Raw genomic sequence first — 26398 nt, 5'->3', positions numbered from 1 at the left:
ACCATAACAATTTGGCAATACAATTTTTTAACACTGTAAGAGGCATAAAGTGCTAGCCATTCTAGACAGCTACTATTAAACAAATTGTCAAGAAAAATAAAACAAACATTGTTATTTTTATTTATCTGTTATATTATAAGTATAACAGATAGAACAAAAAAGGAGTTTATATAGTGTGTTTATTGAACTAGATTTTGAATCGGAAGACCCCATTTACTTACAATTGATGAGACAAATTATTGAAGGAATTGCAAAGAAAGAGCTACTTCCAGGTGATGCTTTACCATCTGTTCGATCACTAGCTGCTGACATCGGTATTAACTTACATACTGTTAATAAAGCCTACCAACAATTAAAACAGGAAGGGTTTTTACAAATTCATCGCCAGAAAGGGGTAATGATTCATCCAGATGGCATTCCAAAGGCGACAGAAGCTTACAAAATGGCGTTAGAAAAAAACTTACGCCCACTCATAGCTGAGAGCATTTGCCGTGATTTAAAGCAGGAAGATTTTTCAGAAATTTGCGAACGTATTTTCGATAACCTTATGCATGGAGGCAACTAACTATGAACACTTTTAGTTTAGCTATCACATTTATTCCACTAGCACTTTTTTTCATTTTCATACCCTATTTGACTAGGAAAACAGAAAGCTTTGGTGTGTCCATCCCTGAAGAAATATATGCAACCTCAGAAATGAAACAATTACGAAAAAAATACGCTTTACTGACAGTAGTTGTAAGCATCGTTATGTTTGGAATTGTATTAGTTTCGCCCGAATCGATCATGGAAGATAAAACAGGAGGCATATTTCTCACCTTTCTCATTTTTGGCTATATGATCATTGAATTCTTTATTTATCTTTATTTTCACAGGATAATGAAGCAACGGAAAAAAGCCGCTACATGGTGGGACGATAAAACAGAAAAAGTCATGGTTCACACAACGTTTCGTACGCAGCAACTAAGGTTTTCTAATAAATGGTTTATCATACCATTTCTAATTTTCCTAACCACTACCACACTGACATATGTATGGTATGCCCAATTTCCAGATCAATTGCCGACTAACTTTGATTTTCTCGGTGAAGCGACAAATTTTGTTTCCAAATCTTATTTATCCGTATTTGCTTTACCGTTAACCCAGCTATTTCTAATCGCGTTATTCTTCGCAGTCAATATTCTCATTGGAAAGGTAAAGCAACAGATTAGTTCGGAAAATCCAGATAGATCTTTACAACAAAATGTCATTTTTCGAAGACGCTGGTCACTGTATATGATCGCTAGCAGTATATTGCTCACGATATGGCTCTTTGTAGCACAATTTATTTCTCTTCTTCCTAAAGGTAACCATGTATTTACTGTTGCATCTGTCATTATTCATGGGCTTATGTTAGTTGGCGTTATCTATTTAGCATTCTCTACTGGTCAAGGTGGTAGTAGAGTAAAAATAGCGGATGAGCGAAACGATAAAATTATTGATCGTGACAATGACCGCTATTGGAAACTAGGCGTATTTTATGTTAATAAACAGGATCCGTCAATTTTTTTAGAAAAACGTTTTGGAATTGGTTGGACGTTTAATTGGGGAAACCCTAAATCTTGGGGAATACTATTCGTATTTTCACTGTTTACGCTCAGTATTATTTTGCTAACTCGTTAAAGGAGAGATGGATAATGGAAGATATTTTACATTCTATTAACTGGGCTGTCGTTGCACCGCTTATCATTATTCAAGTTATATTAGTGATTGTTGCACTCATTGATTGGACAAAAGCCAAAAATACAAATGGTCCTAAGTGGTTATGGTTCATTATCATCATTTTTCTTAATATTATTGGCCCCATTTTATACTTTTTATTCGGAAGGAGACAGCAATAAATGACGATTTTATCTGTTTCTAATTTGGCAAAGCAGTTTAACAATACATATGCGGTAAAAGATCTGGCCTATCAATTCACTCCACATCAATGTATTGCATTAATTGGTCCAAATGGTGCTGGAAAAACGACGACACTACAAATGATTGCCGGTCTCTTACAACCTACATCGGGAGAAATTATTTTTGACAAACATAAAAGTATCGATAGGCGAACGCTTATTGGTTACTTGCCACAACAGCCTGTATTCTATTCATGGATGACAGGAAGTGAATTTCTCGTCTATAGCGGACAGCTGGGTGGTCTAACCAAGACCGCATCACGTAAAAGAAGTGCGGAACTACTTGATATAACAGGGATTTCTGAAGCAAAAAACAAACGAATTGGCAATTATTCAGGTGGTATGAAGCAACGCCTCGGCATTGCCCAAGCAATTATCCATCAACCGAAGCTACTCATGCTCGACGAACCTGTATCATCCCTTGATCCGATCGGACGTAGAGAAGTGCTTACGTTACTGGAACAGCTAAAAACAGAAATGACTGTATTATTCTCCACCCATATTTTAAGTGATGCGGATGAAATTAGTGATGAATTAATTTTATTACGTAAAGGAGAAATGATTGAATCAGGAAAAATGAAGGACTTACGTCAAAAATATCAAACGACAAAAATAACGTTACAATTCTTGGAAAACCAAGCATTTTATCAAAAGAAAGTGGCAGCTCTTCCTCATGTTACAAGAACATTACTAGAAAGAGACACCGTACAAGTGATTGCTACTAATATAGAAACAGCAAGACAAGAAATATTGCAACAAGCCGTGGATGAAAAGTGGCCTTTATTAGCATTTAAACTTGAGCAAGCTACACTAGAAGAAATGTTTATGAAGGCGGTGAACGATGCATGATGAAAGTACTTTTTAAAAAAGAAGTGTTAGAAAATTGGCGTAATAAAAAGTGGATATGGGTTCCTCTCGTTTTTATTCTTTTAGCTATTATGGATCCGATCACAAATTACTACCTTCCAGATATCTTAGAATCGGTTGGTGGTTTAGAAGGTGGTGCAGTAATTGAGTTACCTACGTTTTCACCTGCTGATGCCATCATGATGAGTGTAAGCCAATATTCTACGTTAGGTGTTCTAGTTATTGTCCTCTTATCCATGGGTATCATTAGTGGGGAGCGAAAAAGCGGAGTTATAGAGCTTGTCCTTGTCAAACCTGTGTCATATACCAAATTTGTGCTTGCGAAGTGGCTTTCCCTCCTTTTACTCGTCTTCGCTGCTTTTATTATTGGTATGATGGCGAGCTGGTATTATACGAACATACTTTATGGGGAAATCACTTTCTCTATGTTGCTCGCTGTCATTTTTTACTACGGGCTATGGTTGCTGTTTGTTTGCACCGTTTCCATTTTCTTTAATACGGTAACACAATCACCTGGCATAGTCGCTTTTGCAACCATCGGGACAACAGCTGGTATCAGTCTTGTAACAAGCTTACTAGGAATCCGTTTAGCATGGAGTCCAACTAATTTATCCGTGTATATTCAAGAACTCCTTGTTACCGGCGACGTATCTTCTGAATTGATGTATACAACGATTATAAGTATCGTGCTCATTGCGCTTATACTACTAGCATCCATCTATCGTTTTAACCGGACTTTTATTCGTCGAAGCCAATAAAATAAATCATTACCCTATCCATTTGCTTCAAACTAACAAAGCATGTGGATAGGGAAAGCTAAAGATTATTGAACTTTTATCGTTGTCATTCGACGGATGAGTAAGAAAGAGCACAGGTAAAGCACGACGCTCACTGCAAACAATTGTATATAAAAAGTAAGACTCATGTTCGCTATCATTTCTCGTACAAATTGGGCAAAGTCCCCTGTGGCAATTGTCATCAGTAAAGCAAGTAAAATAACCCCTAACAAACCTCCACCGCCAATGAGCCCGTACTTATAGAATACAAAGCCAATAACATAAGATATTACAAAGAGAAAGGAAAAAATAGCAACATCTATGACCATACGGCTATACCAGTTATCGGTAAGAAAATGAGCAGGGTGTAAAAACCTAAAAACATCAATGCCAACCCAATCGTTGATTATCCATATCGCTTCTCGTAAAAATTGAACAAATACGGCTTTGATCATTGCTAAACTAAGGAAAAATAGACCGATGGTACTCCATATTTGCTTCCGAGTAGCGCCAAGCTTAATCGAAAAAGGAATAATTTCTTTAATACAAATAAATCCCCAAACACTAAAGAACACATAGATAGGTCCTGTTAAACTAAAAGTAAAAGGGCCTTCTTCTATTTGTGATAGCCAATAAGAAAAAGCGAGTGAAACAAGTAAAATAGTAAATAAAATGGTCCAAAAAATGATTAATGGCCTGCGAATTTCCACTAATAAAAAATAAATTAACCCTTTAACTGATTGCTTCATGGCGATCCTCTCTTTCTTTTTCTGTTAACTGTATCATTAAGTCTTGCGTTGGAATACTTTCAACTTCCATCCCTTCTTCTATTGCTTCTTGCCTATCTGCAAATACATAAGCAGTCATTGTACCCATGAATTCTTTCTTACTAATTAATTGTTTATTTTTTATAAACTGCTGCACTTGTTCTTGTCGTCCGGTTACAGAAATCGTTTGTTGGCGTAATGCTTCTGCAGATTTTTGCAATACCAATTCCCCTTGTTGTAATATAAGCACTTCTTCAAACATAAGACTCACTTCATCAATTAAGTGCGTGGAAAAAATAATCATTCGTTTTTCACTTTCATACTCTTGCAACATGACATCATAAAATTGTTTTCGCGCTGCAGCGTCCAACCCAATATAAGGCTCATCAAAAATGGTAACTGGCGTCTTGCTAGCTAATCCAACAGTTATACCGAGTGCGGATTCCATTCCTTTGGAAAGTGTCTTTACTTTTGCATTTGGATTCAAGTTATACGTTTCTAATAACTGTTTCGCTAACTGTTGATCAAACTTTGGATAGAAAAATGAATAAAGTCGAATTACCTCTTTCACTTTCCACTCTTTTTTAAAGTTATTTCCTTCTTTAATCAAACAAACATTTTCCTGTACATGTCGATTATCAAATGGTTTCTCTCCGTTTACGAAAATATCGCCCTTTGTTGGTAAAATATTTCCTGCTAGCATATCCATGAACGTTGTTTTTCCAGCGCCATTCCTTCCTAACAATCCGTAAATTTTCGGTTCTTCTAAGGTGAAGGAAACATGGTTTAAAGCAAACTTGTTCTTATACTGCTTTGTCAACTGGCTAACTTCAATTTTCATTCTTCATCCAACCTTTCTACCATTTTTTCCAACTCTGATTGACTAATATGCAGTTTCTTTGCTTCACTTTTTAACGGTAATACATAATTTTTGTAAAAGGATTGCTTTCGCTTATCAATTAATAATTGCTTTGCATCGTCCGTTACAAACATACCTACACCCCTTCGCTTATACAAAATGGACTCATCAACGAGTTCATTAATTCCTTTTGCAGCCGTTGCCGGATTTATCTTATAGTAACTGGCAAATTCATTTGTCGATGGTACTCGTTCGCCAGGATTTACAGCACCAGTTATAATCGAATCTTCCAACTGCTCTTTAATTTGCAAGAAGATCGGTTTGCTTTCATCTAATTTAGGCTTCATCTCATCACCTTCATTGGTTAATTACTTATGTAACTAACCATATAACATAATAACTCACTCGTCAACCTTTTTTTAGCAAATATGTAACAAGTTTTTCTCGACATATTTTCAGCGCGCTATTTATCAACACTTTTGCTATTTTTTATACAATGATTGTTTTATAAACACACAAGCTATATGTTCGGGATAACTATGGAAAAGTTTATATGGAATGTGACTCATTACATAAAATAAGTACAAAAAAAGCTTGCAGAATGCCACCTTGGCTTTTTGCAAGCTTTACCATTTAATCTTCTCCTATTTTTTTATCTTCACTCTTTGGTAGTCTACCCGCTTTTTTAGTTGCTTCTCGTAACAGAAATTCTATATGACTATTTACACTGCGAAATTCATCTTTAGCCCAAACTTGCAATATTTCATACAACTTTGGATCCATCCGTAACGGAAAGCTTTTCTTTTTTGCCATAAAACCCCTCTTTTAATTACTGGTATAGGGATCCTGTGTTTATAACAGGTTGCGTGCCTTGATCAGCAACAATGGATACGAGTAAATTATTGGCCATGGCCACACGGCGCTCATCATCAAGTTCTACAGAGCCATCTTTCTCTAATTGCATAATGGCATCCTGCACCATCCCTACTGCTCCTTCCACAATTTGTTTTCTTGCTGCAATAATCGCACTTGCTTGTTGACGTTGGAGCATTGCTTGAGCAATTTCCGTAGAATAAGCCAGATGGGTTAACCGTGTTTCAATTACTTCTACACCTGCTACCTTCAAACGCTCTTGTAATTCAACTCTCAACTCATTCGATACCTCTTCCGCATTTCCACGAAGGGATAGTTCCGCGTCTGAAAAAGAGTCATAAGGATATTTGGTAGCTACCGCACGAATTGCCGTCTCGCTTTGAATTTCTACAAATTGTTCATACTGATCCACATCAAATACGGCTTTTGCACTATCAATGACTTTGAAAACAATAACCGCAGCAATCTCAATTGGATTTCCGTTAACATCATTAACCTTTAGGCGATTACTATTAAAGTTTCGTACACGTAGTGAAATCATTTTTCGAACAGAGAAAGGGACGGTTATCACAATTCCTTCCTTCCGAATACTTCCCATGTACTTCCCTAAAAACATGACAACTGCCGACTGGTTTGGCTGAATTAACGTAATTCCACTTCCTAAAGTAACAGCTACGATGACACAAAGAATTCCAATAATAAATTGTTGTTCTAAAAAGCTAAATACCGTACCCGCCAACAAACATGCAATAATTAAAACTCCCGCATACCCATTAAACGACCAAGCTGGTTTCTCCTTCATATGCCTACACCTACCTATCAATTTTATATTATAATGATATCACTTTTGTATATTTTTGTAAATAATTAACTAGCATATAAAGCATCATAAGGTTCTTTTTCGGGCTCGACCATATAGGTTGTCCCATCTGTACGAATTACTAGGTGCCCTAACGCTCCGGTTGAATATATGGAAGCTCCTACTTTATATAAATGATGAATCACCCTTTCAACTGGATGCCCATAACGGTTATTCGTATGGTACGTTAAAATAGCTATATTCGGCTGGATGGATTGCAAAAACGAGAGCGAAGAACTTGTTTTCGATCCATGATGTGCGACTTTTAATATCTCGACTGGCGCATCGACTTTTTTTCGAATATCTTTTTCTTGTTCCATTTCTACATCCCCCATAAATAAAAAATCAACTTGCTTATACGATACTTGCAAAACGATAGAAGATTGGTTATTCGACCTTGACGGTTGATACGTATTAAGTACTTGGATATTTAATAATGGATCAAGCTCTATTTCTTCATCCATTTTTGCAATTGATATAGGAATTTCCTGTTTTACAAGCTCCTGAATATATTTGGAATACCTTTTCGTTGTATGCAACTTACCGGAATCTAACATCTTTTTTATTTCCAATTGTTTCATTACGGTGACGAGCCCGCCAATATGATCTATGTCTGGATGTGTCGCTACTACTAAATCTAATTTTTTCACACCTTGCTGCTTTAAGTAATTGACTACCTTTTTTCCATATTTCGGGGGTCCGCCATCGATTAAAATATGTTTGTTACTCGGGGTTCGAATATATATACTGTCACCTTGACCAACATTAATGAAATGAACTTGCATATCCTTGGTAACATTATCACTATGTACAGGTTGAAAAGGTATAAAGGTGATAAGTATAGCAAGAATTATTATGGAAATATGCTGTCTTTTGTACATAAGAAACTGCACCCTTTGCATTTTGGAGTTTACTGTTTATTCTTTTGCAAACAAGGTGCATTTATGAACGATACAAACAGTCATTTTTTGGATGTACTCTAAAGTTATCCTTAGACTAGGTGTAAAGTGGAATTTGAACGGTTGTTTTCAGGTATAGACAAAATCATGAAGTGGGTCTTCCGTCGTGGCTCAGCTTAGACGATTTTTCATTAGAAAAGCAAAGACTTCCACCAACTCTTAATGGTTTTGCTTATACGATAAAATCTAAGTTGCTTTCCTATAGTCCTAAAAAAGCTACTGAACACTTATTCGTGCTCAGTAGCTTTTCATTGTAATTTTAAGCTTGTTTCACTACGATATTGTCGTTTATGACGTCGACTTGAACATGATTTACATTTTCATTTTCAAGTATTAGATCCGTTAACTGGTCTTCTACTTTGTCTTGAATTACTCTTCGTAGTGGACGTGCACCAAATCGTGCATCATATCCTACATCAACAAGCTTTTCTTTTGCTTCGTCCGTAATGGTAATTGAAATATTGTTTTCTTCAATGGTATCTTGTAGCTCTTGAAGCATTAAATCTACAATTTCTAATAGGTGTTCTTTTTCTAACTCATTGAAGCGGATAATCGCATCAAAACGGTTAAGAAATTCTGGTTTGAAATAGTCACTTAGTCTTTCCAACGTGGAGACAGAATCGTGCTTATCTTTATTAAAACCGACACTTATTGTTTTATCTCCAGTTCCCGCATTACTTGTCATAATAATGACAGTATCTTTAAAGCTCACTGTTCTACCTTGAGAATCTGTTAAGTGACCATCCTCCATGATTTGCAAGAACATATTTTGTACATCTGGGTGCGCCTTTTCAATTTCATCTAATAAAACGATGGAATACGGATTACGACGCACTTTTTCAGTTAATTGTCCGGCTTCTTCATGTCCTACATAACCAGGAGGTGACCCAATAATTTTAGATACAGCATGTTTCTCCATGTATTCACTCATGTCAAGTCGAATAAGCGCATCTCTTGTACCAAACAATTCTTCAGCTAGCACTTTTGTTAGTTCTGTTTTACCTACTCCAGTTGGTCCGACAAATAGGAACGAACCGATTGGGCGTTCTTTTGCTTTTAAACCAGCTCTACTACGGCGTATTGCTTTTGCTACTTTATTAACTGCTTCTTGTTGTCCAATAACTTTTTCGCCTAGATGTTTAGCAAGATTTTTCATCTTTTCTTGTTCATCTGCTTGTAGTTTCGTTACTGGAATACCCGTTTTTTCTTCGACGATTAACTCAATATCAGACACATCTACATCTATATCTTGCTCTTCCCCTTTTGCTTTTTCTAACTGTTTTTGCAACTGAATTTCTTGATAACGTAAGTGTGCTGCTCGTTCATAATCTTCACGCTCAGCCGCAGCTTCTTTTTCTTTTTTTATTTCTTCTAAACGATGATGAATAGACTCAGAATCTTTAGATGAATTATTTAAATTTAGTCTAGAACCAACTTCATCCATTAAATCAATTGCTTTATCTGGTAAATAGCGATCTTGGATATAGCGTTTAGACAAGTTTACACAAGCTACTATAACTTCATCAGAATAGCGTACTTCATGGAATTTTTCGTAACGATCTTTAATACCCTTTAATATTTGCACCGCTTCTTCCGGAGTTGGTTCTTCAACGATAATTGGTTGTAAACGACGTTCTAATGCTGCATCTTTTTCAATTTGACGATATTCTTTTAGCGTGGTTGCTCCAACTAGTTGAATCTCTCCTCTAGCAAGCGCTGGTTTCAAGATGTTCCCAGCATCCATTTGTGAGCTTTCTGCTGTTCCTGCACCGACTAGTAAATGAATTTCATCAACAAATAGAATTACATCTTGGCGTTGTTGCAACTCCTGAATTAATTGTTTCATTCGCTCTTCAAATTGTCCTCGTACGCCCGTATTGGCAACGAGTGATGCTACATCAAGCAAATAAATTTCTTTATTCAATAATTTGGTTGGGACATCCCCTTCTACTATCTTTGAAGCTAAACCTTCTGCAATAGCTGTTTTACCAACACCTGGTTCACCAATTAAAACAGGGTTGTTTTTATTTCTACGATTCAATGTTTCAATAACCCGCTTCACTTCATTGTCTCGCCCGATTACTGGGTCAATCTTTCCACCCCTTGCCTCATCAGTTAGATTTTTACCTAACTGTTCAAGCAAACCATTTCCTTGATTTCCTGCTTGTTGTCTTGTGCGTGTTCCCATTTTCGGTGAACCATTTCCTGATGCTGCAAATGACCCATAAGCATTGCTAAATGGGGATTGAGAAAAAAAGTTACTACCATTCATCATTTGACCTTGCATTTTACGGAAGCATTCATTGCATAGATGCATTTGCATATGTTGATCGTTTAATTGCATTGCTACATTAACTGTTGCTTCGTTTTGATTACAATTTTGACATAACATATAGGACTCCTCCTTTTATAATTTATCTATATAATCATCAATGTTTGACTTTGACTATCTTTGACCTTTCAAATATTATTATACTCTGACCTTATTTGACTTTCAAGAGGTTTGCTTCACTTTTTTAATTTTTTCTGTAAAACGATAGTTTAAGCTTGTTTTTAATGATTTACGCATGACTTTGACTTTGTTTGACCTTTCGACTATTATTATACTTTGACTTTATTTGACTTTCAAGGTCTTTGCTCACTTTCAAATGCATCATAACATCACAAGGTGAATGAATCTCTATTAGAAAACTTGACTATCATTCATTCTCTATGCAGATAAAATGACGTCCGTTTGGTCTATAATTTCTTTCTATAGTCCAAGAAAAGAGGAGAACCATTTATTTGGTCTCCTCACAAGATAGGTCTATTTATTTACCACCTTTTCTTTATTTCGTAATTCTACTCTCCTCGTCTTACCAGATGTTGTTTTTGGTAAATCATCCATAAATTCAATCTTTCTTGGATACTTATAGGGCCCCGTTATCGTTTTCACATGATTTTGTAATTCTTCTATTAGCTGATCACTCGGTTGGAAGCCTCCCCGAAGAACAATAAATGCTTTTACTACATTTCCTCTTATTTCATCAGGGCTTGCAACGACTGCACAGTCTTGTACGGCTGCATGCCTTATAAGCGCATCTTCCACTTCAAAAGGACCAATCGTATAGCCAGAGCTAATAATAATATCATCACTTCTTCCTTCAAACCAGAAAAAGCCATCCTGGTCCTTATAGGCACGATCCCCTGTTATATAATACGAACCTCGTTTAGCCATACTGGTACGCTCTGTATCCTTATAATATTCAGAAAACAAAGCTGGGCTATCTAAACGCACTGCAATATCTCCGACTTCATTTGGACCTAGTGGAACACCATTTTCATCAATTACCTCTACATTATTGCCTGGAGTTGGCTTTCCCATTGATCCCGGTCGCACCTGCATATCCTTTGTAAACCCGAGCAATAATGTGTTCTCCGTTTGCCCATATCCATCTCGTACAGTAATATTAAAATGATGCTTAAATATGTCTATTACTTCAACGTTTAGTGGCTCGCCTGCTGATACAGCGCTATGAAGGGACGTTAGCTTATAGTGTGGAAGGCTATCAACTTTCGCCATCATACGATATTCTGTCGGCGTACTGCATATTATGTTTATTTCATAATCATCTATTAATTGTAAATGTTTTTCAGCGTTAAATTTTCCGGTGTAAAAAAAGCCTGTTGCACCTGTTCCGAGAACGGATAAAAATGGGCTCCACACCCATTTTTGCCAACCAGGTCCTGCTGTCCCCCATACACGATCTCCATCTTGGATAGCAAGCCAATTATATGCAGCTGCCTTTAAATGAGCGTACCCCCAAGCATGGCTATGGACAACCCCTTTTGGATTCCCAGTTGTACCTGATGTGTATGGTAAAAAAGCGGTATCTTCTCTACTTGTGTCAACAACTTCTAATTGCTCACTGACTTGTTTCTTTTCTTCATCCAAAAATACCCATCCATCTACCGCTGCACCAATAACAAATTTATGTAACTGATCATATTCACGTATTCCTTCGAATTGGTTTGCGAAACGATGCAAACTAACGACACCACTTACTTCTCCGTGTGATACACGATATTGAAGATCTTTCGTTTTTAACATTTCAGAGCTAGGAATAATAATGATTCCTGTTTTTAATGCAGCTAAATATACTTCATATGCTTCAAAAGAGCGATTGACCATAATTAAAATTTTGTCACCCTTTTTTAAGCCAGCTTTTAAGAAAACGTTACCAATTTGGTTAGCTTGCTTTACTAGCTCCTTATATGTAAGCTGGTCGGTTTCTCCAAATTCATTCTCCTTTATCAGTGCTAGTTTATTCTTGCAGTTTGCATGACGCTCTATCTCCATGGCAATATTATATGCTTTAGGCGGAATAAGTGCTTCTCTTTTCATATTATCAACTCCTCGTTTAAGTACTTTTTCTAATCATATCAAATATTAGGAAAATTTTAAATAAAAATGTACACGTGACTTTAGTTTCAAAATGATTGGCTTCATTCTTGAGCATAAACTTTCATTTTGCTTGCCAAATGCTATATCTCCCGTCATTAAGCATGCCCCTTCCGTTTTTGCAAGCATGATGGTTTCAAACAATGGAAGAGGACCTTCAATTTTCCTTCTGTTGAAAGCCCTCTCTTACTGCACAACTATAAGCCGTATATAGCTTCAGGGAGTTTATTTCTTAACACCAGATCATCAAGACTTTTAAATGAGTAGCCCTGTTTTTGTAACGCACGAATCATTTTTTCAAGCGCTTTTGCATTATCGGAGGAAACGGTGTGTAATAAAATGATCGCGCCTGGATGAATTTGCTCTTTTACTTGATCAAATGCATATTTCCACCCTTTTTGCTTATCTGTTTCCCAATCTTTAAAAGCAAGCGACCAAAAGATGTGAATATAACCCAATTCATTCGCCCAATTTAATGTATCTTCATTAAACATTCCTCTTGGCGGGCGTAAATATTTCATATCTTTTTGATCGGATATAGCTGCGACTGCTTCCTCTAGGGATTCTAATTCTTTTTTTATATTTTCTTTATTCATAACCGTAAAGTCAGGATGATGATACGAGTGGTTACCGACAATATGCCCTTCCCTTACCATACGTTTTACTAATTTAGGTTCTTCTTTTACGTAGTGCCCTGTAACAAAAAAAGTTGCTGGAACTTGGTGCTTTTTTAATACATCTAAAATATCAGCTGTATAACCTTGTTCATAGCCGTTATCAAATGTTACGTATACATTTTTTTCTCCAGATGAATCTGCATAATACGCATTGTATTTTTCAAGCAGGCTTGCATATTTTCCAATATCCGGGATTTTATGCGCTTCGTTTTTACTGTACCCCCATCCATAGCCAGACGCTAAAGATGAAAGTGGCGTACATAAGGAAGCCAATATAACTAAAACGGCACATATAGAAAATCTTTTTCTCATGGATGATCACCTTTTTTGATCTTACTATGCACATTTTCAGCCTATTTATTCTTATCTATTATCACAAACAATAATAGAAGCAACACTAAAACGAACACCCCATAGGATAAAAAGCTTCCTACGGGGTGTCATGTCATAGTGATTTTAATTTCAAACAGTATTTTTATTTAGGCTTGTTTACAAAATAATTGCAGCTACCCAACCAAAGATAAATAGGGGTATATTATAGTGTATAAAAGTCGGTACCACCGTGTCCCAAATATGGTGATGTCTGCCGTCAGCATTTAATCCTGAAGTTGGACCTAATGTACTATCTGAAGCTGGCGACCCTGCATCACCTAATGCACCTGCCGTTCCAATTAATGCAGCTGTAGCTAATGGGGAAAAGCCTGCAGCTAAGCAAATTGGAACATACAATGCCGCTAAGATAGGAATGGTTCCAAAAGAAGAACCGATCCCAATCGTAACGATTAGACCTACTAGTAACAAAATAAAAGCAATAAGCGCCTTATTTTGATTTAAAAATCCAGAAGATACTTCTACAAGCGCTTCTACGGAACCTGTTTCTGTCAATACTTTTCCAAAACCTGAGGCCACAAGCATGACAAAAGCAATTGTTCCCATCATGCCGATACCTTCACTGACAACTTGATCTGCTTTATGAAACGGAATAACAAAAAATAAAAACATGAGCACAAGCCCCGTAAGAGCTCCTATAATGAGGTTGCTTGTTATAATTTGCGCTGTTAAAGCACCAGCAACTGCTATAAGTGTAAATACATGTTGTTTGTTGAATGTTACTGCCTTTGTTTCTTCCTTTGATGTCTTTTCTTTTAGTTCATCATTGACTACACGATCTTTACGGTACGTAATAAAAATAGCGATCAGCAAACCTACAATCATCCCTGAACCTGGAATAAGCATCGCCAACACTGTTTCGTTCACTGTGATGCTCGCACCATTTTGCTTCATACTTTCCACAATCGTTTCATGAAAAATGAGACCAAATCCTGCGGGAATTAGAATATAGGGAGCTTTTAGCCCAAACGTTAATGCCGTCGCCACTGCACGCCGATCTAAACGCATTTTATCAAATAGTGGCAATAAAGGTGGAATAAGTATTGGAATAAATGCAATGTGAACAGGAATGACATTTTGTGATAGTGATGCTACAGCTGCTATTACGAGTAAAAGCATCGTCTTTTTACCTGATAATACTCGAATAAGATAAGTTACTAGTAATGATGTAATACCTGTATAGCTAATTGTTACAGCAAAAGCACCCAATAATATATAACTTAACGCAGTATTGGCACCACCACCCATTCCACTAACTAACAGTTCAACAGCTTCTTTTATGTTTAGCCCAGACATCAAACCAGCACTAATCGCAGCTGCAATAATAGCGATAATGACATTTACACGTAACAAACTTAATATGGTTAATATGAGAACAGATATAAGGACGACCCATTCCATTTTATTTCTTCCCCACTTTCACATCTCTTTAGTACTTCATTATGATAAAGTAATAAAGAGAAAAAATCAACCCCTTCTTACATTTTCAGTATTTTACAATTTATTATACGCTCATGGTAAAGGAAATATGATTTTCAAACGTTTACTTCCTTAGAGAAAAACTATCACACAATACTTGCTTACAAGCCAAGATATTCTAATTAGAAAATGGAAAGCGAATCCTTCCATTCGTTATAGAGCAAATGTAAAAAAAGCCATCGCTAGGGCGATAGCTTTTTTTGTTTTAAACATTATTTTAATTTATAAGAGAAAGAGACATGATCTTGAATGGGAATCCAGGCTCCAATTCCTTGTTTCGTCACGTTTTTGACAGCTATGGATTTATCAGATCCCTTTAACTTTACATATACTTCCCCAAATGTAACTTGTCCTTTTTCATTTACTGCTGGTGCATACGATTGGAGAACGGCAAGTTTATCACTGGGCACTTTATACGTATTATCTTTTTTTGTGTTTTTTCCAATCACTGTCTGATACGAAAGTGGCAGTTCCGTTTTTTCTTTTGCTGTGAGCAACATCATTTTTTTCACATCGGACGGTTTGCTAATTTTATTCGTCAATGCTCCTTTGATTTCTTTTTGTTCTTGTTGTATATAGTTTATTTCTTGAGGCTCTGACCCACTCGTATTATTCAACTCATTTTTATTTACTTGCTGGTATTCCCAATTAATCGTTGTTTCCAGCGATTCATAATTTAATGGCCAACGTCCTAAATAAACCATTCCTCGATAACCAAAAGCAATTGGAGATGGGTTTAAAGTTGTTTCATTTAACATTTTAATTAACACTGGATTTTCAATTTGAATATCTAAACTATCTGTTAATTCTTTCGTTAATTCACTTGGCTCAATTACTTCCTCATCCTCTGTAGAATTAGGAAAAGTATTATCTTTTGAAATATTTAGTACATGACTAGGGATTTTAAAAGACTCTTTCTTTTCTTTAGCTAGTATTTGACTTGGTTCGAGCGCCATAACTATGAAAGAAACAAAAAGAATCAAGAAAATGGAATGCTTCCGTCTGTTCATATGTCAAACCCTTTCTTTTTCCTTAGCTTTTTCTGACATATGAATTTTATACCTACGTGAACAAATCATCTGCTAAGTTCAATAATTTCTATTCTCTCTACAATTTCAATACTGTCCTCCACAGAACGCACCATAGAGCAGTTATTACGGGCTACATGTAAGCTTTTGTACAATTTTTCTGCATCTAAATGGCTACCTTTAATAATAAAAGTAAGCGCTATTTTCTCGATGCGGTTTGCTTCATCTTTATTTCTTTCGACAGTAGCATTAATTTGCATGTCATGAACGTCTGTGCGCTGCTTTTGAAGGATTTGACGAAAGACTGAACCACTGCAACTAGCGATCGAAGCAACCATTAGTTGATACGGGCGAAAACCAAATTCCTCATCTCCAGAAATATCTAACTGCCCAAAGTCTAATTCAGTTCTAAAACCATGTTCTTTTAAATGTAATTTCATAAACTTCCCTCCTATTTTTTATTATACTTCTCCTTTTTATCATAAACGATATGGCCAATTTATTCACAATAATTGACCTTTTCCTCTATTCCTAGTAAATTATTGCTAGGTTTATCCAATTATAAGGATCGAATCAACCGTTTGATTGGGCAAATAGCTGTTTACCACCTTGTCGTTTTAGAAAGCTACAACCTTTATAAAAACATATACACACAATCAAATTTCATCCAAAAATACGTCATCAGTGAAGATTTCTGTTTCATGCTCAAGCATCCTAAAGAGTTGCCAAGTCAACAAACAACAGAGAAACACTCAGAAGGGAAGAGTCCATCATGCAACTGACCAAATATCGTTTATGGATATTAATTGCGCTTGTATTCATATCCGGTTTCTCACAAGGAATGTTATTACCATTAATTTCTATTATTCTTGAACAAAATGGCGTAGCCTCTTCCATTAACGGTTTACATGCAACAGGGTTATATATTGGCGTTTTAATCGCTTCTCCATTTATGGAAAAGCCCATGCGAAAATTTGGTTTTAAACCAATGATTTTTGTCGGCGGTTTGCTCGTCATTCTTTCTTTGGCTATATTTCCAGTATGGGAGTCTTTATGGTTTTGGTTTATATTGCGACTTATTATAGGAATTGGTGACCAGATGTTGCACTTTGGCACACAAACATGGATAACCGCAACAGCTACAGCGGAAACAAGAGGAAGAAGTATTGCTCTTTATGGTTTATCATTTGGAGCAGGTTTTGCTATAGGTCCATTAATGACAAGACTTTTATCCATTCACCAATCGGTGCCTTTTCTAGCTTCTGCAGCTTTGAGCTTCACCGTCTGGCTATTATTGTTTTTCCTTCGTAATCAATGGCCTGAACAATCTGTAGATCCAGTTTATCCGACAAGTTCAATACAACGCTTTAAACAAACCTTTAAAATAGCCTGGATTGCAATGTTACCTGGTTTTGGATATGGTTTCTTAGAGGCATCTTTACATAGCATTTTCCCTATCTATGGCCTCCGCATTGGCCATGAAGTTAACACACTTTCACTTATTATTCCTTGCTTTGCTGCAGGGAGCTTAATTACCCAATTTCCATTAGGTGCATTAAGCGATAAATTTGGTAGAAGATCGGTACTAATAACTGTATTATCACTCGGTTCGCTATGTTTCCTGTTTACTGCCGTTCTAGAGTCTTCTATCCTTGCTTTATTTATCTTGTTCACTTTAGCAGGAATGTGTGTAGGTTCTTTGTTTTCCTTAGGTATCTCTTATATGACAGATTTACTCCCCGGAAACTTACTACCAGCTGGAAATTTAATGGTTGGCATCATGTTTAGTATTGGTAGCATTAGCGGACCTTTTATTGGTGGCTATTTTATTGACGTTTTTGAACGCGTTTCATTCTTTTATTTTATAAGCTTTATCTTAATTGTGATTACTGTAGCTATGTTAGTACAGAAGAACACCCAACACGAAACAAATCGAGTGGGGACGTAAAAAGGAAATTATTAGAACTTATTGAGCGAGTTTAGCGCTATGACGAGCGAATTTTTGACGAGAGGGAGCGGCTTTCTTTATTTCCTATAGCGCGCAAAAAGTCAGCCCAGATGTTACATTTGGACTGACTTTTTTAGGGACAAGAGAACCCTCTCCGCGTAACGCTGTTATTGCTGAAAAAACTTCTCAGCATCAACTGAAAAATCAGGAAGCACTGATGATGTCACAATACCCTTTTCACGGACAATGTCTTTCTGTTCGTATTTCGCTTTTTCATTTAAGGCATATACCATGATTGTGTTGAGCAGGGGGTTCACAATCCAATATTCTTTGACCCCATACTGCATATATAAATTCAATTTGGTAATAAGGTCATGCGCCTGATTGGATGGGCTAATTATTTCAATAATCATTGTAGGAGCACCTGTATATTGTTGATCATCCAAGCCACTTTTGTCACAGATGACAGACAAATCAGGGATAACCACTTTATCTCCAGGAATATTTTCATTACTTAGTTTCACATCAAACGGCGCCGAAAAAACCTCACAATCACCGCTTTCTAATAGGTTATATAATTGCGCGGCTAATCGCATAGATAGCCGTTGATGAACGGTGGAGGGTGGGGGCAACATGTAAACGACGCCATCAATATATTCCAGAAGCTGATCGGTCTGCTGCCGCATTTGGTAAAACTTTTTTAAGGAGACAAGTTCTCCATTTGGTAAACTCATTTTACTCACACCCCTTTTTTTTAATTGTATAGTATTATCTGTCATTTGAAAAGTTACACCAAACTTGAGGAAGTGTCGGTATCACGTTGTAATGTTCATACACATGTTAAGCAAACCTTAGGTACAGTTACTGTGATAGAATAAACTTTTACTCCTAGAGCAGAAAAACTACAGCTTTCCCCATAGTACTTGGCAAAAGCTGTAGTTTTTCTTTTCTTATACGATAAACCTTTGTACGTTATAGTAGAACAAAAAAGGAATTAAACTGCTTCCTGCACGACATATTTACTGAAGCGTGCTTCTAAACGTTCTTGGATAAAAGCAATAACGATACATAGCGGCCAATAAATGAGCGCTACGAGAATATACATCGTCATGGCATCAAATTCTCTACCTGCAACAATTTGCGTTTTTTGGAACAGCTCTGGGACCGTAATTACCGCGGCTAACGAAGTAGCTTTGACTAAATCCATAAATACATTTGTTAATGGTGGAATAGCAATTCTAGTCGCTTGTGGCAAGATAACTTTTCGCAACGTCTGCCAATAAGTTAAATTTAATGCTTTTGCTGATTCCCATTGTCCTTTATCTACACTATTCAACGAGGCACGATCAATTTCAGCAATATACGCAGCACTATTTAAACCAAACCCTAAGCAAGCTGCCATGAATGCTGTCAATTTAATCCCAATAACCGGAAGTCCAAAATACAGAATGAACAAAAAAACAAGGATTGGCGTCCCCCGCATAAACGATATGTATAATCTAGCAGGTAAGCGCAAGAAAAAATAAGTTGAATTTCGCGCTAAAGCAAGCAATAGCCCTAAAACAAGACCCAATAGCATACCAATAACCGAGACAAGTAAAGTCATTGGCAGTCCGCTCAATACAAACGGAAGATTATCGATCGCTAACTGAACATCAAATATGTCACTAAATTGGAATGTTTGCACCATTCATCTCCCTTTCTGTCACATGTATGGGAAAAGCTATCACTCGTATGCAAGTATTTGTCTGCAAAAGCTCGCCTATTTTGCAACAAAGCCATCCAAATACTGAGGATGGCTTTCAAAATGGCTGCTAAACCGGTTATTCTGGGTGTAAAGCGCTGTAAGACTCCCATTAGTATAGGAAAAATAAGTTGAACCATTCTAAGCGGGAGGTAACAACACCTCCATGCCCTTTTTTATAAAAGGCTGAAGTCATAACCCTGATCGATTAATAATTAGTGCTCATGGAAGAAAATCGACAACTGATTAAAAATTCACTTATATGAATTATAAATCTAATCCTTCAATTTCTTGTATATTACCCTCAGGTTTTTGAGAAGCATCTTCTTGATAGAATTTCTTAGCTAACTTTGATAACGTCCCATCTTCTCTCATTGCAGCTAAAGCATCATTTATTTTTTCAGTAAGCTTGTCTGCATCTTTGGCGATTACTACAGCTTGTTCTGTTGGGTGAAACTTTAAATCTGGATGAAGATGAATATCAAACTCTGGAAATCCTGCAACACCAAATTTTGATAAATAATAATCGTTTACGATGACATCTGATCTACCGTTGTGAACATCACGTAAATAAGCCTCATTCGGAGCATTTCCGTACGTTTTTACTTCTGCGCCAAAATGTTCGGCAATTTGACTATATATAGTAGTGGCTCCACCACCAGCTATTTTCCCCTTTAAATCTTCCAGCGATTCAATTCCAGAATTATCTTCTTTTCGCACTACCATGGTAGTATAAGAATATTTGTAAGGCTCACTAAAGTTAAAGGACTCTTTTCGCTTGTCCGTTGCTTCAATATCATTTGCTGCAACATCAATTCTACCACTTTTAATAGCTGGTAACATGCTATCAATTCCCATAATTTCAAACGAAATATCCACTTCTAAACGTTTAGCAACTTCGCGCATTACTTCTACATCATATCCCGTCAATTGATCCTCACTTTCTTCTTCCCCATCATAATAGGAGGCTGCTATTAGGGTGCCGGACGTTCCAACAACTAGCTCTCCTTTTTCTTTTACCTCTTGCCATCTCTTATCTGTTTCACTATTTTTATCCTCGCTGTTTGAATCACCTGTACTGTTAGAGCAAGCAGTAATAAACACTATTGAAGCAATTAAAATCAAGGATATCTTTATATATTTCATCATGACTCCTCCATCTGTTGTATTTATAAGTACATATCGGATTGTAACAGAATATACACATAAATTAAAGAAAAAAAAACAACTTGTTACCCTTTCACTCTAATTGTTAGAGAAACCTAAGTTCACACATTCCAATTTATATATATGTTTAAATGAAAATCTTTTTTCGAAACCAATAGCTAACAGACACATCTTTTACAAAATTATTAATTGATAATATTTATCAATTAATAAATCAAGTGCCATTTATTTTATTGTTTTTTCTGAAAAAGTGCTATTATTGTTACATTAGGCTAATTTTTAATGCAAAAAAGCAAATTCAAGTACAGTTTCATGGTAAAATAAACATATACAGCCTTGACATTCTCACCTATTATGATAATATAATAATAAATATTATATAATAATAATTATAGAAAAGATGCATTGATTTAGGTTGGGGGATTTTAGCCATGTATTCTGTGTGTCTTCTCGCCCGTCGCTAAAAAACCGTAAACTTTTTAACAATAAGTAACGATAGGAGAGGCCGGTCATGTTAACCGAAACAAAGATAACGAAAAAAATATCTGAACATAAAGAGCTAATTGCAGCTCTATTTAGTGGGTTACTTATTGCAATTGCTTGGACATTCGAAAATCATCTGTCTGACGCTTTATGGGTTACCCTTCATCTCGTCGCATTTGTAATCGGAGGGTATGCCAAAGCAAAAGAAGGAATTACAGAAACCATACGTAATAAAGACTTAAATGTAGAAATGTTAATGATATTCGCCGCGATTGGTGCTGCTGCAATTGGTTATTGGACAGAAGGTGCCATTCTAATCTTTATTTTTGCTTTATCAGGTGCGCTTGAAACGTATACGATGAATAAAAGTAACAAAGAAATATCTTCGCTTATGAAATTACAACCTGAAGAAGCATTACGAATGAATGGCGATCAAAAAGAAATGGTTGCTGTTTCGTCTTTACAAATAGGTGACATGATCTATGTACGTGCCGGAGAACGAATCCCTGCAGATGGTATCATTTCCCGTGGAGCAACATCCATAGATGAAAGTGCCATTACCGGAGAATCTATTCCGATTCGTAAAACAGAAAATGAAGAAGTTTTTGCAGGAACAGTTGCTTTGGATGGTTCGATATATATCGAAATTACGAAAGCAGCAAATCAAACGCTATTTCAAAAAATCATCCAAATGATTCAATCCGCACAAGATGAGAAATCTCCTTCCCAGTTATTTATTGAAAAGTTTGAAGGAGCGTACGTGAAAATCGTATTAATTGTCGTCGTCTTGATGATGTTCATTCCTCATCTTTTGTTTGACTGGACACTCCAGGAAAGTATTTATCGAGCTATGATCTTACTCGTTGTTGCTTCCCCATGTGCCCTTGTAGCCTCCATTATGCCTGCTACCTTATCTGCCATATCTAAAAGTGCAAGAGCAGGGGTGCTGTTTAAAGGTGGTGTCCACATTGAAAACATGGGACATATTCAAGCCATTGCATTTGATAAGACAGGTACATTAACAAAAGGGAAACCGGAAGTGACTGATTTTCATGTACATCCCGATCATAAGCAAAAGGATGTGTTACCGATTGCAATGGCTATGGAGCAAGATTCAACACACCCACTCGCCCACGCTATCGTTACATTTGGCAAGCAACAACAAATAGGTACTTCATTACAAGAGATTCAAGTTTCTACGCTTACAGGAAACGGTATTTCAGCTGTAATTGAGGATGAAACTTGGGAGATTGGCAAGCCTGATTATATTGGTTATGAAGCGGATTTTGAGGATATTAAGAAGCAACTTGCTGCTGAGGGGAAAACAATCGTCTATGTAAAAAAAGGACAGCAGATTGTAGCTTTATTTGCACTGAAAGATACGGTAAGAGAAGACAGCATACAAGCTATTAAACTATTAAAACAACATAAAATCCACACCGTTATGCTTACGGGAGATCATGACCTTACTGCGAAAGCCATTGCAGAAGAAGCTGGTATTGATGAATATGTAGCAAATTGTTTACCACATGAGAAAGTGGAAGAAATAAAAAAACTGAAGGGAAAATATCAACATGTTTGCATGGTTGGTGACGGAATTAACGATGGCCCAGCATTAGCTACAGCAAATATTGGCATTGCAATGGGAGAAGGAACAGATGTAGCGTTAGAAACTGCAGATGTCGTGCTTATGAAAAACAACCTTAGCAAAATAACCAACGCGATTCACACGTCTCAAAAAATGAATCGCGTCGTAAAACAAAATATATTTTTCTCCCTTGCAGTTATCACTATACTCATTGCGTCTAATTTCTTACAAATCCTCGATATGCCATTAGGAGTAATAGGTCATGAGGGTAGTACCATTTTAGTTATTTTAAATGGGTTACGGTTATTAAAATAATAGGTTTACTCCACTTATCAAGACCGATAAAGCCTTAGGGGGTTACAAATTTCCCTAAGGCCTATTAAAATATAATTGCTTTCTATATGCAAAGATCATTGACAAAGTTTGTGAAAATGCCTTGTCTAATCCTAGATTATTTTACATGTTTGTTTTTTCGAATGACAGCATTTATTAGACCGCCAGTTAGGATAATGATCCCTGATAAATAAAACCAAATCATGAGTGCAATGACAGTTCCAAGACTGCCATATGTTGCTGAATAATTACCGATATTACTCACATAGTAAGAAAAACCTAATGAAACTAGTTGCCATGCTACTGTAGCAAACAAAGCTCCTGGCACTGCATTCTTTAAATAGATTCGTTTGTTCGGCGCAAGCTTATATAATGAAAGAAAGACAATAAAGAAAACGACAGACGAAACAACCCAACGCAATGCTTCCCATACATGAATAAAACCTTCTGATAAACCGATAAATGAAAATAAATAAGAACCAACTAATTTACCAAATATAGGTAGTAATAATGCGATAATTATAATCCCTATCATCGCTATCGTCAGTATAATAGCAATGAGTCTTGAAACAATAAACGAACGGTTTTCATCTACTTCATACGCATAGTTAAAGCCTCGCATTAAGGCGTTTACACCATTAGAAGATGCCCAAAGTGTGGCAATTATACCAAAAGAAAGCAATCCACCGTTTTGTTGATTAATTAAATTCGTAACATTAGTTGAAATCAACTCCACAATCTGAGGTGGAGCATACGAAGAAATAATATCTAATACAGCTAATTCATCCATCGGTAAATAACCAACAAGCGTCACTAAAAATAATAGAAATGGAAACAGTGACAACAAAAAGAAATAAGCTAACTGTGCAGCCAATCCAAACAAGTCTATCTTTATCATTCGTTGATATAGCTGCTTTCCAAAAGAAAGTACTTTATTTACCATTACTCGACTCCCAAACTTGTTCCCTCATGCTTAGATATGTGTTTTAAGCATAGGTTATTATACAAGGTCAGATCATTGGTTCATCATTATGAAGTATGACTTGTCCATCATACTCTATTCTATTCGGTCCGATTTCCCTTTATTCGTTACTTTTTCAAGTGTTGTTTCCGCTTGGTTCAAAGCATTAATGGTATTCTCAGCACCTTTTGCAAATGCTTGATTTAATTTATCAAAATTAGTCCGCACGGAGTGGATCGTCTCAGACGGATTTTTTAACATGTAGCTTGCACCAGATTTTGCCGATGCAAGTTTTTCTTTTGCATAAACTCTTGTTTCTTTATCTAAAAGACTAATTAATCCACCTGCTGTCGCCCCTAGTACGACTCCTGTAACTAATTTTCTTTTTCCCATCATGTACACTCCTTATTGTATCGCATGTTTTTGTTTTAAATATTGTAAGAGTTGATAACACCCTTCAGTTACCAATTCATATGTATATGAAAAATTACCTGTAAAATAAGGGTCAGGCACATTCTCTTCTTTCTTATGCTTCACAAAATCCATTAATTTTGCTATTCGTATTTTATCGTTCTCTCCAAACATCCGTAATAAATCTTGTTTATTTTCCTCGTCCATAGCAATGAAATAATCCGCTTTACCTTTATCTTTAGGCGTTATTTGTTGGGCAACTAATCCGTCCGTTGGAATCTCATACTTTTTTAAAATCGCTATCGTTTCTTTATGAGGTGGTTTGCCAATATGCCATGCGCCAGTTCCGGCAGATTCCACCTCAATTCGGTCTGTTAACCCTTCTTTTTGTATTAAATTAGCAAAAATAGCTTCAGCCATTGGCGAGCGGCAAATATTACCAAGGCAAACAAACATGACCCGTATCATTACATCCCCCACTTTCCGCTAATTGTTCCCTTCTATTATAAGCAACTTCTCTCCTAACAGCAAAAGTTTCCATCTCTATATAGTTGTAAGTTTCAGCATACTTTTTATCCTAGTCTCATCCAATATTACAAAGTGAAGCAAACAAAATTTTGCGGTGCATATTTTAAGTTTTTCACACGTATCCAATCTATTCATGATGCTATCTCGTAACCACTGTGAAAAAGCAATCGTTAAATAATATCGTCACCATCTCACTGGATGTTGACGTGCAATTGATTGTGTCAACGCTTACTTGAATATCTCTACTACTTCTAAAAAACACTTAAATCCCATTTGGTTGCAATATGCTTTAATAATTTTATGCCTGCAATACTATTTCCCTTGTCATCCAACGCAGGACCATATACACCGATGCCACACCCTTCAATAAAAGGCAATGTTTCTTTTCTAACTCTCGGGGGAGCTGTAGCAATAATCCCTCCTGAAACCCCACTTTTTGCTGGTATACCAACATAGGCAGCAAATTTCCCTGAAGCGTCATACATTCCACAAGTTAACATGAGCGCTTTTGCTAGACGAACAACATTTCTAGGAATGATTTCTTCGGCTGTCTGAGGATCTATCCCATCATTAGCTAAAACTAAACCAAGTTTGGCCAAATCTTCTGTTGTCACTTCTATAGAACATTGCTTAAAATACGTATCAAGCGTCAACTCTAACGCAGACTCCAAATAACCTAACTCGATGAGATAATAACCAATAGCTCGATTTCTTACAGATGTTTCTCGTTCGGATACATAGACGTCTTCATTTATGCACGGTCTGTAACCGAGAATTTTCGTAAACAACTGAAATATCGGTTCTAATTTTTCTTCTGAACTTTTTCCATTTAATAATGATGTTACTGTAATTGCTCCCGCATTAATAAATGGATTAAATGGTTTCTTTAATTTACGCATCTCTAGATGCATGATAGAATTAAACGCCTCTCCTGTCGGTTCCACATCCACTCGATCGAGCACATAAGATACTCCCCTTTCCATACAAGCTACTATAAAACTAAATATTTTGGAAATGCTTTGAATGGTAAATGGAGTGTCAACATCTCCTGATTGAATATTCATCCCGTCTTTGCCAATGATAGTAATTCCTAAAAGGTTTGGATCAGCTTTTTTTAATACTGGAATATAAGAAGCAACTTTCCCTTCTTTTGTCTCTTTCTTGTAAAATTGCACCCAGTCATCTACATAGGATTGCAACCACTCTTTCGTAATTTCTGTATTCCAATTTGCCGTACCTTGCACCATGTTATCACCTCTACTATAGTATGTTTCGAAAAATAAATTTGAAACGTGAAACCGTGAGCGTTATGTAACATAA

26 protein-coding genes are annotated in these 26398 nt (G+C 36.4%); 7 read left to right on the top strand and 19 right to left on the bottom strand.

Annotated elements, in window-relative coordinates:
- The first annotated feature begins 175 nt into the window (after nucleotides 1-175).
- From BUB45_RS14825 to BUB45_RS14805, 5 genes are read left to right on the top strand one after another with little or no spacing between them, the layout of a single operon-like run.
- Nucleotides 176-565: a GntR family transcriptional regulator gene (locus tag BUB45_RS14825; protein WP_073011349.1), complete on the top strand. Its 390-nt coding sequence runs from the start codon at nucleotides 176-178 to the stop codon at nucleotides 563-565.
- 2 nt (nucleotides 566-567) lie between these two features.
- Nucleotides 568-1662: a DUF1648 domain-containing protein gene (locus BUB45_RS14820; RefSeq protein WP_073011347.1), complete on the top strand. Its 1095-nt coding sequence runs from the start codon at nucleotides 568-570 to the stop codon at nucleotides 1660-1662.
- Between the two features lie 14 nt (nucleotides 1663-1676).
- Nucleotides 1677-1880, top strand: coding sequence for a PLDc N-terminal domain-containing protein (locus BUB45_RS14815; RefSeq protein WP_073011344.1), 204 nt, complete (start codon nucleotides 1677-1679; stop codon nucleotides 1878-1880).
- Nucleotides 1881-2789: an ABC transporter ATP-binding protein gene (locus BUB45_RS14810; protein ID WP_073011341.1), complete on the top strand. Its 909-nt coding sequence runs from the start codon at nucleotides 1881-1883 to the stop codon at nucleotides 2787-2789.
- Nucleotides 2786-3565, top strand: coding sequence for an ABC transporter permease (locus BUB45_RS14805; protein WP_084723731.1), 780 nt, complete (start codon nucleotides 2786-2788; stop codon nucleotides 3563-3565). The genes BUB45_RS14810 and BUB45_RS14805 overlap by 4 nt, the downstream gene beginning before the upstream one ends.
- Before the next feature lie 65 nt (nucleotides 3566-3630).
- Here BUB45_RS14805 and BUB45_RS14800 read toward each other — a convergent pair whose 3' ends face one another.
- From BUB45_RS14800 to BUB45_RS14745, 12 genes are all read right to left on the bottom strand, one after another.
- Nucleotides 3631-4332: a hypothetical protein gene (locus BUB45_RS14800; RefSeq protein ID WP_073011338.1), complete on the bottom strand. Its 702-nt coding sequence runs from the start codon at nucleotides 4330-4332 to the stop codon at nucleotides 3631-3633.
- Nucleotides 4316-5191, bottom strand: a complete 876-nt coding sequence (locus BUB45_RS14795; RefSeq protein WP_073011335.1) for an ABC transporter ATP-binding protein — start codon at nucleotides 5189-5191, stop codon at nucleotides 4316-4318. The genes BUB45_RS14800 and BUB45_RS14795 overlap by 17 nt, the downstream gene beginning before the upstream one ends.
- Nucleotides 5188-5556 carry a GntR family transcriptional regulator gene (locus BUB45_RS14790; RefSeq protein WP_073011332.1) on the bottom strand — a complete coding sequence of 123 codons (369 nt, stop codon included), beginning with the start codon at nucleotides 5554-5556 and terminating at the stop codon, nucleotides 5188-5190. The genes BUB45_RS14795 and BUB45_RS14790 overlap by 4 nt, the downstream gene beginning before the upstream one ends.
- 286 nt (nucleotides 5557-5842) lie before the next feature.
- Nucleotides 5843-6022 (bottom strand): type II toxin-antitoxin system antitoxin, encoded by a 180-nt coding sequence (locus BUB45_RS14785; RefSeq protein ID WP_073011329.1) that lies wholly within the window; start codon nucleotides 6020-6022, stop codon nucleotides 5843-5845.
- 16 nt (nucleotides 6023-6038) lie between these two features.
- The gene (locus tag BUB45_RS14780) at nucleotides 6039-6884 is read right to left on the bottom strand and encodes an SPFH domain-containing protein (protein WP_073011327.1); all 846 of its coding nucleotides are present in this window, start codon (nucleotides 6882-6884) and stop codon (nucleotides 6039-6041) included.
- Between the two features lie 65 nt (nucleotides 6885-6949).
- Entirely contained in the window at nucleotides 6950-7822 is an 873-nt protein-coding gene (locus BUB45_RS14775) for a ComEC/Rec2 family competence protein (RefSeq protein WP_073011325.1), read from the bottom strand.
- A 337-nt stretch (nucleotides 7823-8159) separates the two neighbouring features.
- Nucleotides 8160-10292: an ATP-dependent Clp protease ATP-binding subunit gene (locus tag BUB45_RS14770; RefSeq protein WP_073011322.1), complete on the bottom strand. Its 2133-nt coding sequence runs from the start codon at nucleotides 10290-10292 to the stop codon at nucleotides 8160-8162.
- Nucleotides 10293-10706: 414 nt separating this feature from the next.
- Entirely contained in the window at nucleotides 10707-12284 is a 1578-nt protein-coding gene (gene mbcS / locus BUB45_RS14765; RefSeq protein ID WP_073011319.1) for an acyl-CoA synthetase MbcS, read from the bottom strand.
- Nucleotides 12285-12538: 254 nt separating this feature from the next.
- On the bottom strand, nucleotides 12539-13330 hold the full coding sequence (gene pdaA, locus BUB45_RS14760; RefSeq protein ID WP_073011316.1) for a delta-lactam-biosynthetic de-N-acetylase: 792 nt from the start codon (nucleotides 13328-13330) through the stop codon (nucleotides 12539-12541).
- Nucleotides 13331-13507: 177 nt separating this feature from the next.
- Nucleotides 13508-14809, bottom strand: a complete 1302-nt coding sequence (locus BUB45_RS14755) for a Na+/H+ antiporter family protein (RefSeq protein ID WP_073011313.1) — start codon at nucleotides 14807-14809, stop codon at nucleotides 13508-13510.
- Nucleotides 14810-15099: 290 nt separating this feature from the next.
- Nucleotides 15100-15897 (bottom strand): YfkD famly protein, encoded by a 798-nt coding sequence (locus BUB45_RS14750; protein ID WP_073011310.1) that lies wholly within the window; start codon nucleotides 15895-15897, stop codon nucleotides 15100-15102.
- A 65-nt stretch (nucleotides 15898-15962) separates the two neighbouring features.
- Nucleotides 15963-16355, bottom strand: a complete 393-nt coding sequence (locus BUB45_RS14745; protein ID WP_073011308.1) for an OsmC family protein — start codon at nucleotides 16353-16355, stop codon at nucleotides 15963-15965.
- A gap of 332 nt (nucleotides 16356-16687) precedes the next feature.
- On the opposite strand from BUB45_RS14745, the gene BUB45_RS14740 reads away from it, so the two are divergent.
- The gene (locus BUB45_RS14740) at nucleotides 16688-17863 is read left to right on the top strand and encodes an MFS transporter (protein ID WP_073011305.1); all 1176 of its coding nucleotides are present in this window, start codon (nucleotides 16688-16690) and stop codon (nucleotides 17861-17863) included.
- 167 nt (nucleotides 17864-18030) lie between these two features.
- On the opposite strand, the gene BUB45_RS14735 is transcribed toward BUB45_RS14740, so the two are convergent.
- The 3 genes from BUB45_RS14735 to BUB45_RS14725 all read right to left on the bottom strand — a co-directional run bounded on the left by BUB45_RS14735 (nucleotide 18031) and on the right by BUB45_RS14725 (nucleotide 20753).
- A complete protein-coding gene (locus BUB45_RS14735) occupies nucleotides 18031-18597 on the bottom strand; it encodes a Uma2 family endonuclease (RefSeq protein ID WP_073011303.1) in 567 nt (188 codons plus the stop codon).
- A 260-nt stretch (nucleotides 18598-18857) separates the two neighbouring features.
- Nucleotides 18858-19553: an amino acid ABC transporter permease gene (locus BUB45_RS14730; RefSeq protein ID WP_073011285.1), complete on the bottom strand. Its 696-nt coding sequence runs from the start codon at nucleotides 19551-19553 to the stop codon at nucleotides 18858-18860.
- Nucleotides 19554-19874: 321 nt separating this feature from the next.
- Nucleotides 19875-20753, bottom strand: a complete 879-nt coding sequence (locus tag BUB45_RS14725; RefSeq protein WP_073011282.1) for a transporter substrate-binding domain-containing protein — start codon at nucleotides 20751-20753, stop codon at nucleotides 19875-19877.
- Between the two features lie 532 nt (nucleotides 20754-21285).
- On the opposite strand from BUB45_RS14725, the gene BUB45_RS14720 reads away from it, so the two are divergent.
- The gene (locus BUB45_RS14720) at nucleotides 21286-23160 is read left to right on the top strand and encodes a heavy metal translocating P-type ATPase (RefSeq protein WP_073011263.1); all 1875 of its coding nucleotides are present in this window, start codon (nucleotides 21286-21288) and stop codon (nucleotides 23158-23160) included.
- 136 nt (nucleotides 23161-23296) lie between these two features.
- Here the strand turns inward: BUB45_RS14720 and BUB45_RS14715 are convergent, their stop codons facing one another.
- From BUB45_RS14715 to BUB45_RS14700, 4 genes are all read right to left on the bottom strand, one after another.
- On the bottom strand, nucleotides 23297-24121 hold the full coding sequence (locus BUB45_RS14715) for a YihY/virulence factor BrkB family protein (RefSeq protein WP_073011260.1): 825 nt from the start codon (nucleotides 24119-24121) through the stop codon (nucleotides 23297-23299).
- A 114-nt stretch (nucleotides 24122-24235) separates the two neighbouring features.
- On the bottom strand, nucleotides 24236-24532 hold the full coding sequence (locus tag BUB45_RS14710) for a hypothetical protein (protein ID WP_073011257.1): 297 nt from the start codon (nucleotides 24530-24532) through the stop codon (nucleotides 24236-24238).
- Between the two features lie 12 nt (nucleotides 24533-24544).
- Nucleotides 24545-25018, bottom strand: a complete 474-nt coding sequence (locus BUB45_RS14705; protein ID WP_073011254.1) for a low molecular weight protein-tyrosine-phosphatase — start codon at nucleotides 25016-25018, stop codon at nucleotides 24545-24547.
- A gap of 311 nt (nucleotides 25019-25329) precedes the next feature.
- Complete coding sequence (locus BUB45_RS14700; protein ID WP_073011251.1) at nucleotides 25330-26325, bottom strand: glutaminase; 996 nt, start codon at nucleotides 26323-26325, stop codon at nucleotides 25330-25332.
- Nucleotides 26326-26398: the final 73 nt, after the last annotated feature.

The sequence above is a fragment of the Virgibacillus chiguensis genome (assembly GCF_900129865.1).
GTDB lineage: Bacteria > Bacillota > Bacilli > Bacillales > Amphibacillaceae > Virgibacillus > Virgibacillus chiguensis.
Note: the sequence above shows the minus strand (reverse complement) of the source record. Positions and strands in the feature narration are given on the sequence as shown.

Bases quoted from the DNA above. Each gene is read 5' to 3' on its own strand.
- BUB45_RS14740 (WP_073011305.1), top strand. From the start codon at position 16,688: ATGCAACTGACCAAATATCGTTTATGGATATTAATTGCGCTTGTATTC.
- BUB45_RS14790 (WP_073011332.1), bottom strand. From the start codon at position 5,556: ATGAAGCCTAAATTAGATGAAAGCAAACCGATCTTCTTGCAAATTAAA.
- BUB45_RS14750 (WP_073011310.1), bottom strand. From the start codon at position 15,897: ATGAACAGACGGAAGCATTCCATTTTCTTGATTCTTTTTGTTTCTTTC.
- BUB45_RS14820 (WP_073011347.1), top strand. From the start codon at position 568: ATGAACACTTTTAGTTTAGCTATCACATTTATTCCACTAGCACTTTTT.
- BUB45_RS14795 (WP_073011335.1), bottom strand. From the start codon at position 5,191: ATGAAAATTGAAGTTAGCCAGTTGACAAAGCAGTATAAGAACAAGTTT.
- BUB45_RS14755 (WP_073011313.1), bottom strand. From the start codon at position 14,809: ATGGAATGGGTCGTCCTTATATCTGTTCTCATATTAACCATATTAAGT.
- BUB45_RS14705 (WP_073011254.1), bottom strand. From the start codon at position 25,018: ATGATACGGGTCATGTTTGTTTGCCTTGGTAATATTTGCCGCTCGCCA.
- BUB45_RS14775 (WP_073011325.1), bottom strand. From the start codon at position 7,822: ATGTACAAAAGACAGCATATTTCCATAATAATTCTTGCTATACTTATC.
- BUB45_RS14730 (WP_073011285.1), bottom strand. From the start codon at position 19,553: ATGGTGCAAACATTCCAATTTAGTGACATATTTGATGTTCAGTTAGCG.
- BUB45_RS14735 (WP_073011303.1), bottom strand. From the start codon at position 18,597: ATGAGTTTACCAAATGGAGAACTTGTCTCCTTAAAAAAGTTTTACCAA.
- BUB45_RS14745 (WP_073011308.1), bottom strand. From the start codon at position 16,355: ATGAAATTACATTTAAAAGAACATGGTTTTAGAACTGAATTAGACTTT.
- BUB45_RS14715 (WP_073011260.1), bottom strand. From the start codon at position 24,121: ATGGTAAATAAAGTACTTTCTTTTGGAAAGCAGCTATATCAACGAATG.
- BUB45_RS14725 (WP_073011282.1), bottom strand. From the start codon at position 20,753: ATGAAATATATAAAGATATCCTTGATTTTAATTGCTTCAATAGTGTTT.
- mbcS (WP_073011319.1), bottom strand. From the start codon at position 12,284: ATGAAAAGAGAAGCACTTATTCCGCCTAAAGCATATAATATTGCCATG.
- BUB45_RS14810 (WP_073011341.1), top strand. From the start codon at position 1,881: ATGACGATTTTATCTGTTTCTAATTTGGCAAAGCAGTTTAACAATACA.
- pdaA (WP_073011316.1), bottom strand. From the start codon at position 13,330: ATGAGAAAAAGATTTTCTATATGTGCCGTTTTAGTTATATTGGCTTCC.
- BUB45_RS14770 (WP_073011322.1), bottom strand. From the start codon at position 10,292: ATGTTATGTCAAAATTGTAATCAAAACGAAGCAACAGTTAATGTAGCA.
- BUB45_RS14805 (WP_084723731.1), top strand. From the start codon at position 2,786: ATGATGAAAGTACTTTTTAAAAAAGAAGTGTTAGAAAATTGGCGTAAT.
- BUB45_RS14720 (WP_073011263.1), top strand. From the start codon at position 21,286: ATGTTAACCGAAACAAAGATAACGAAAAAAATATCTGAACATAAAGAG.
- BUB45_RS14785 (WP_073011329.1), bottom strand. From the start codon at position 6,022: ATGGCAAAAAAGAAAAGCTTTCCGTTACGGATGGATCCAAAGTTGTAT.
- BUB45_RS14780 (WP_073011327.1), bottom strand. From the start codon at position 6,884: ATGAAGGAGAAACCAGCTTGGTCGTTTAATGGGTATGCGGGAGTTTTA.
- BUB45_RS14710 (WP_073011257.1), bottom strand. From the start codon at position 24,532: ATGGGAAAAAGAAAATTAGTTACAGGAGTCGTACTAGGGGCGACAGCA.
- BUB45_RS14800 (WP_073011338.1), bottom strand. From the start codon at position 4,332: ATGAAGCAATCAGTTAAAGGGTTAATTTATTTTTTATTAGTGGAAATT.
- BUB45_RS14700 (WP_073011251.1), bottom strand. From the start codon at position 26,325: ATGGTGCAAGGTACGGCAAATTGGAATACAGAAATTACGAAAGAGTGG.
- BUB45_RS14815 (WP_073011344.1), top strand. From the start codon at position 1,677: ATGGAAGATATTTTACATTCTATTAACTGGGCTGTCGTTGCACCGCTT.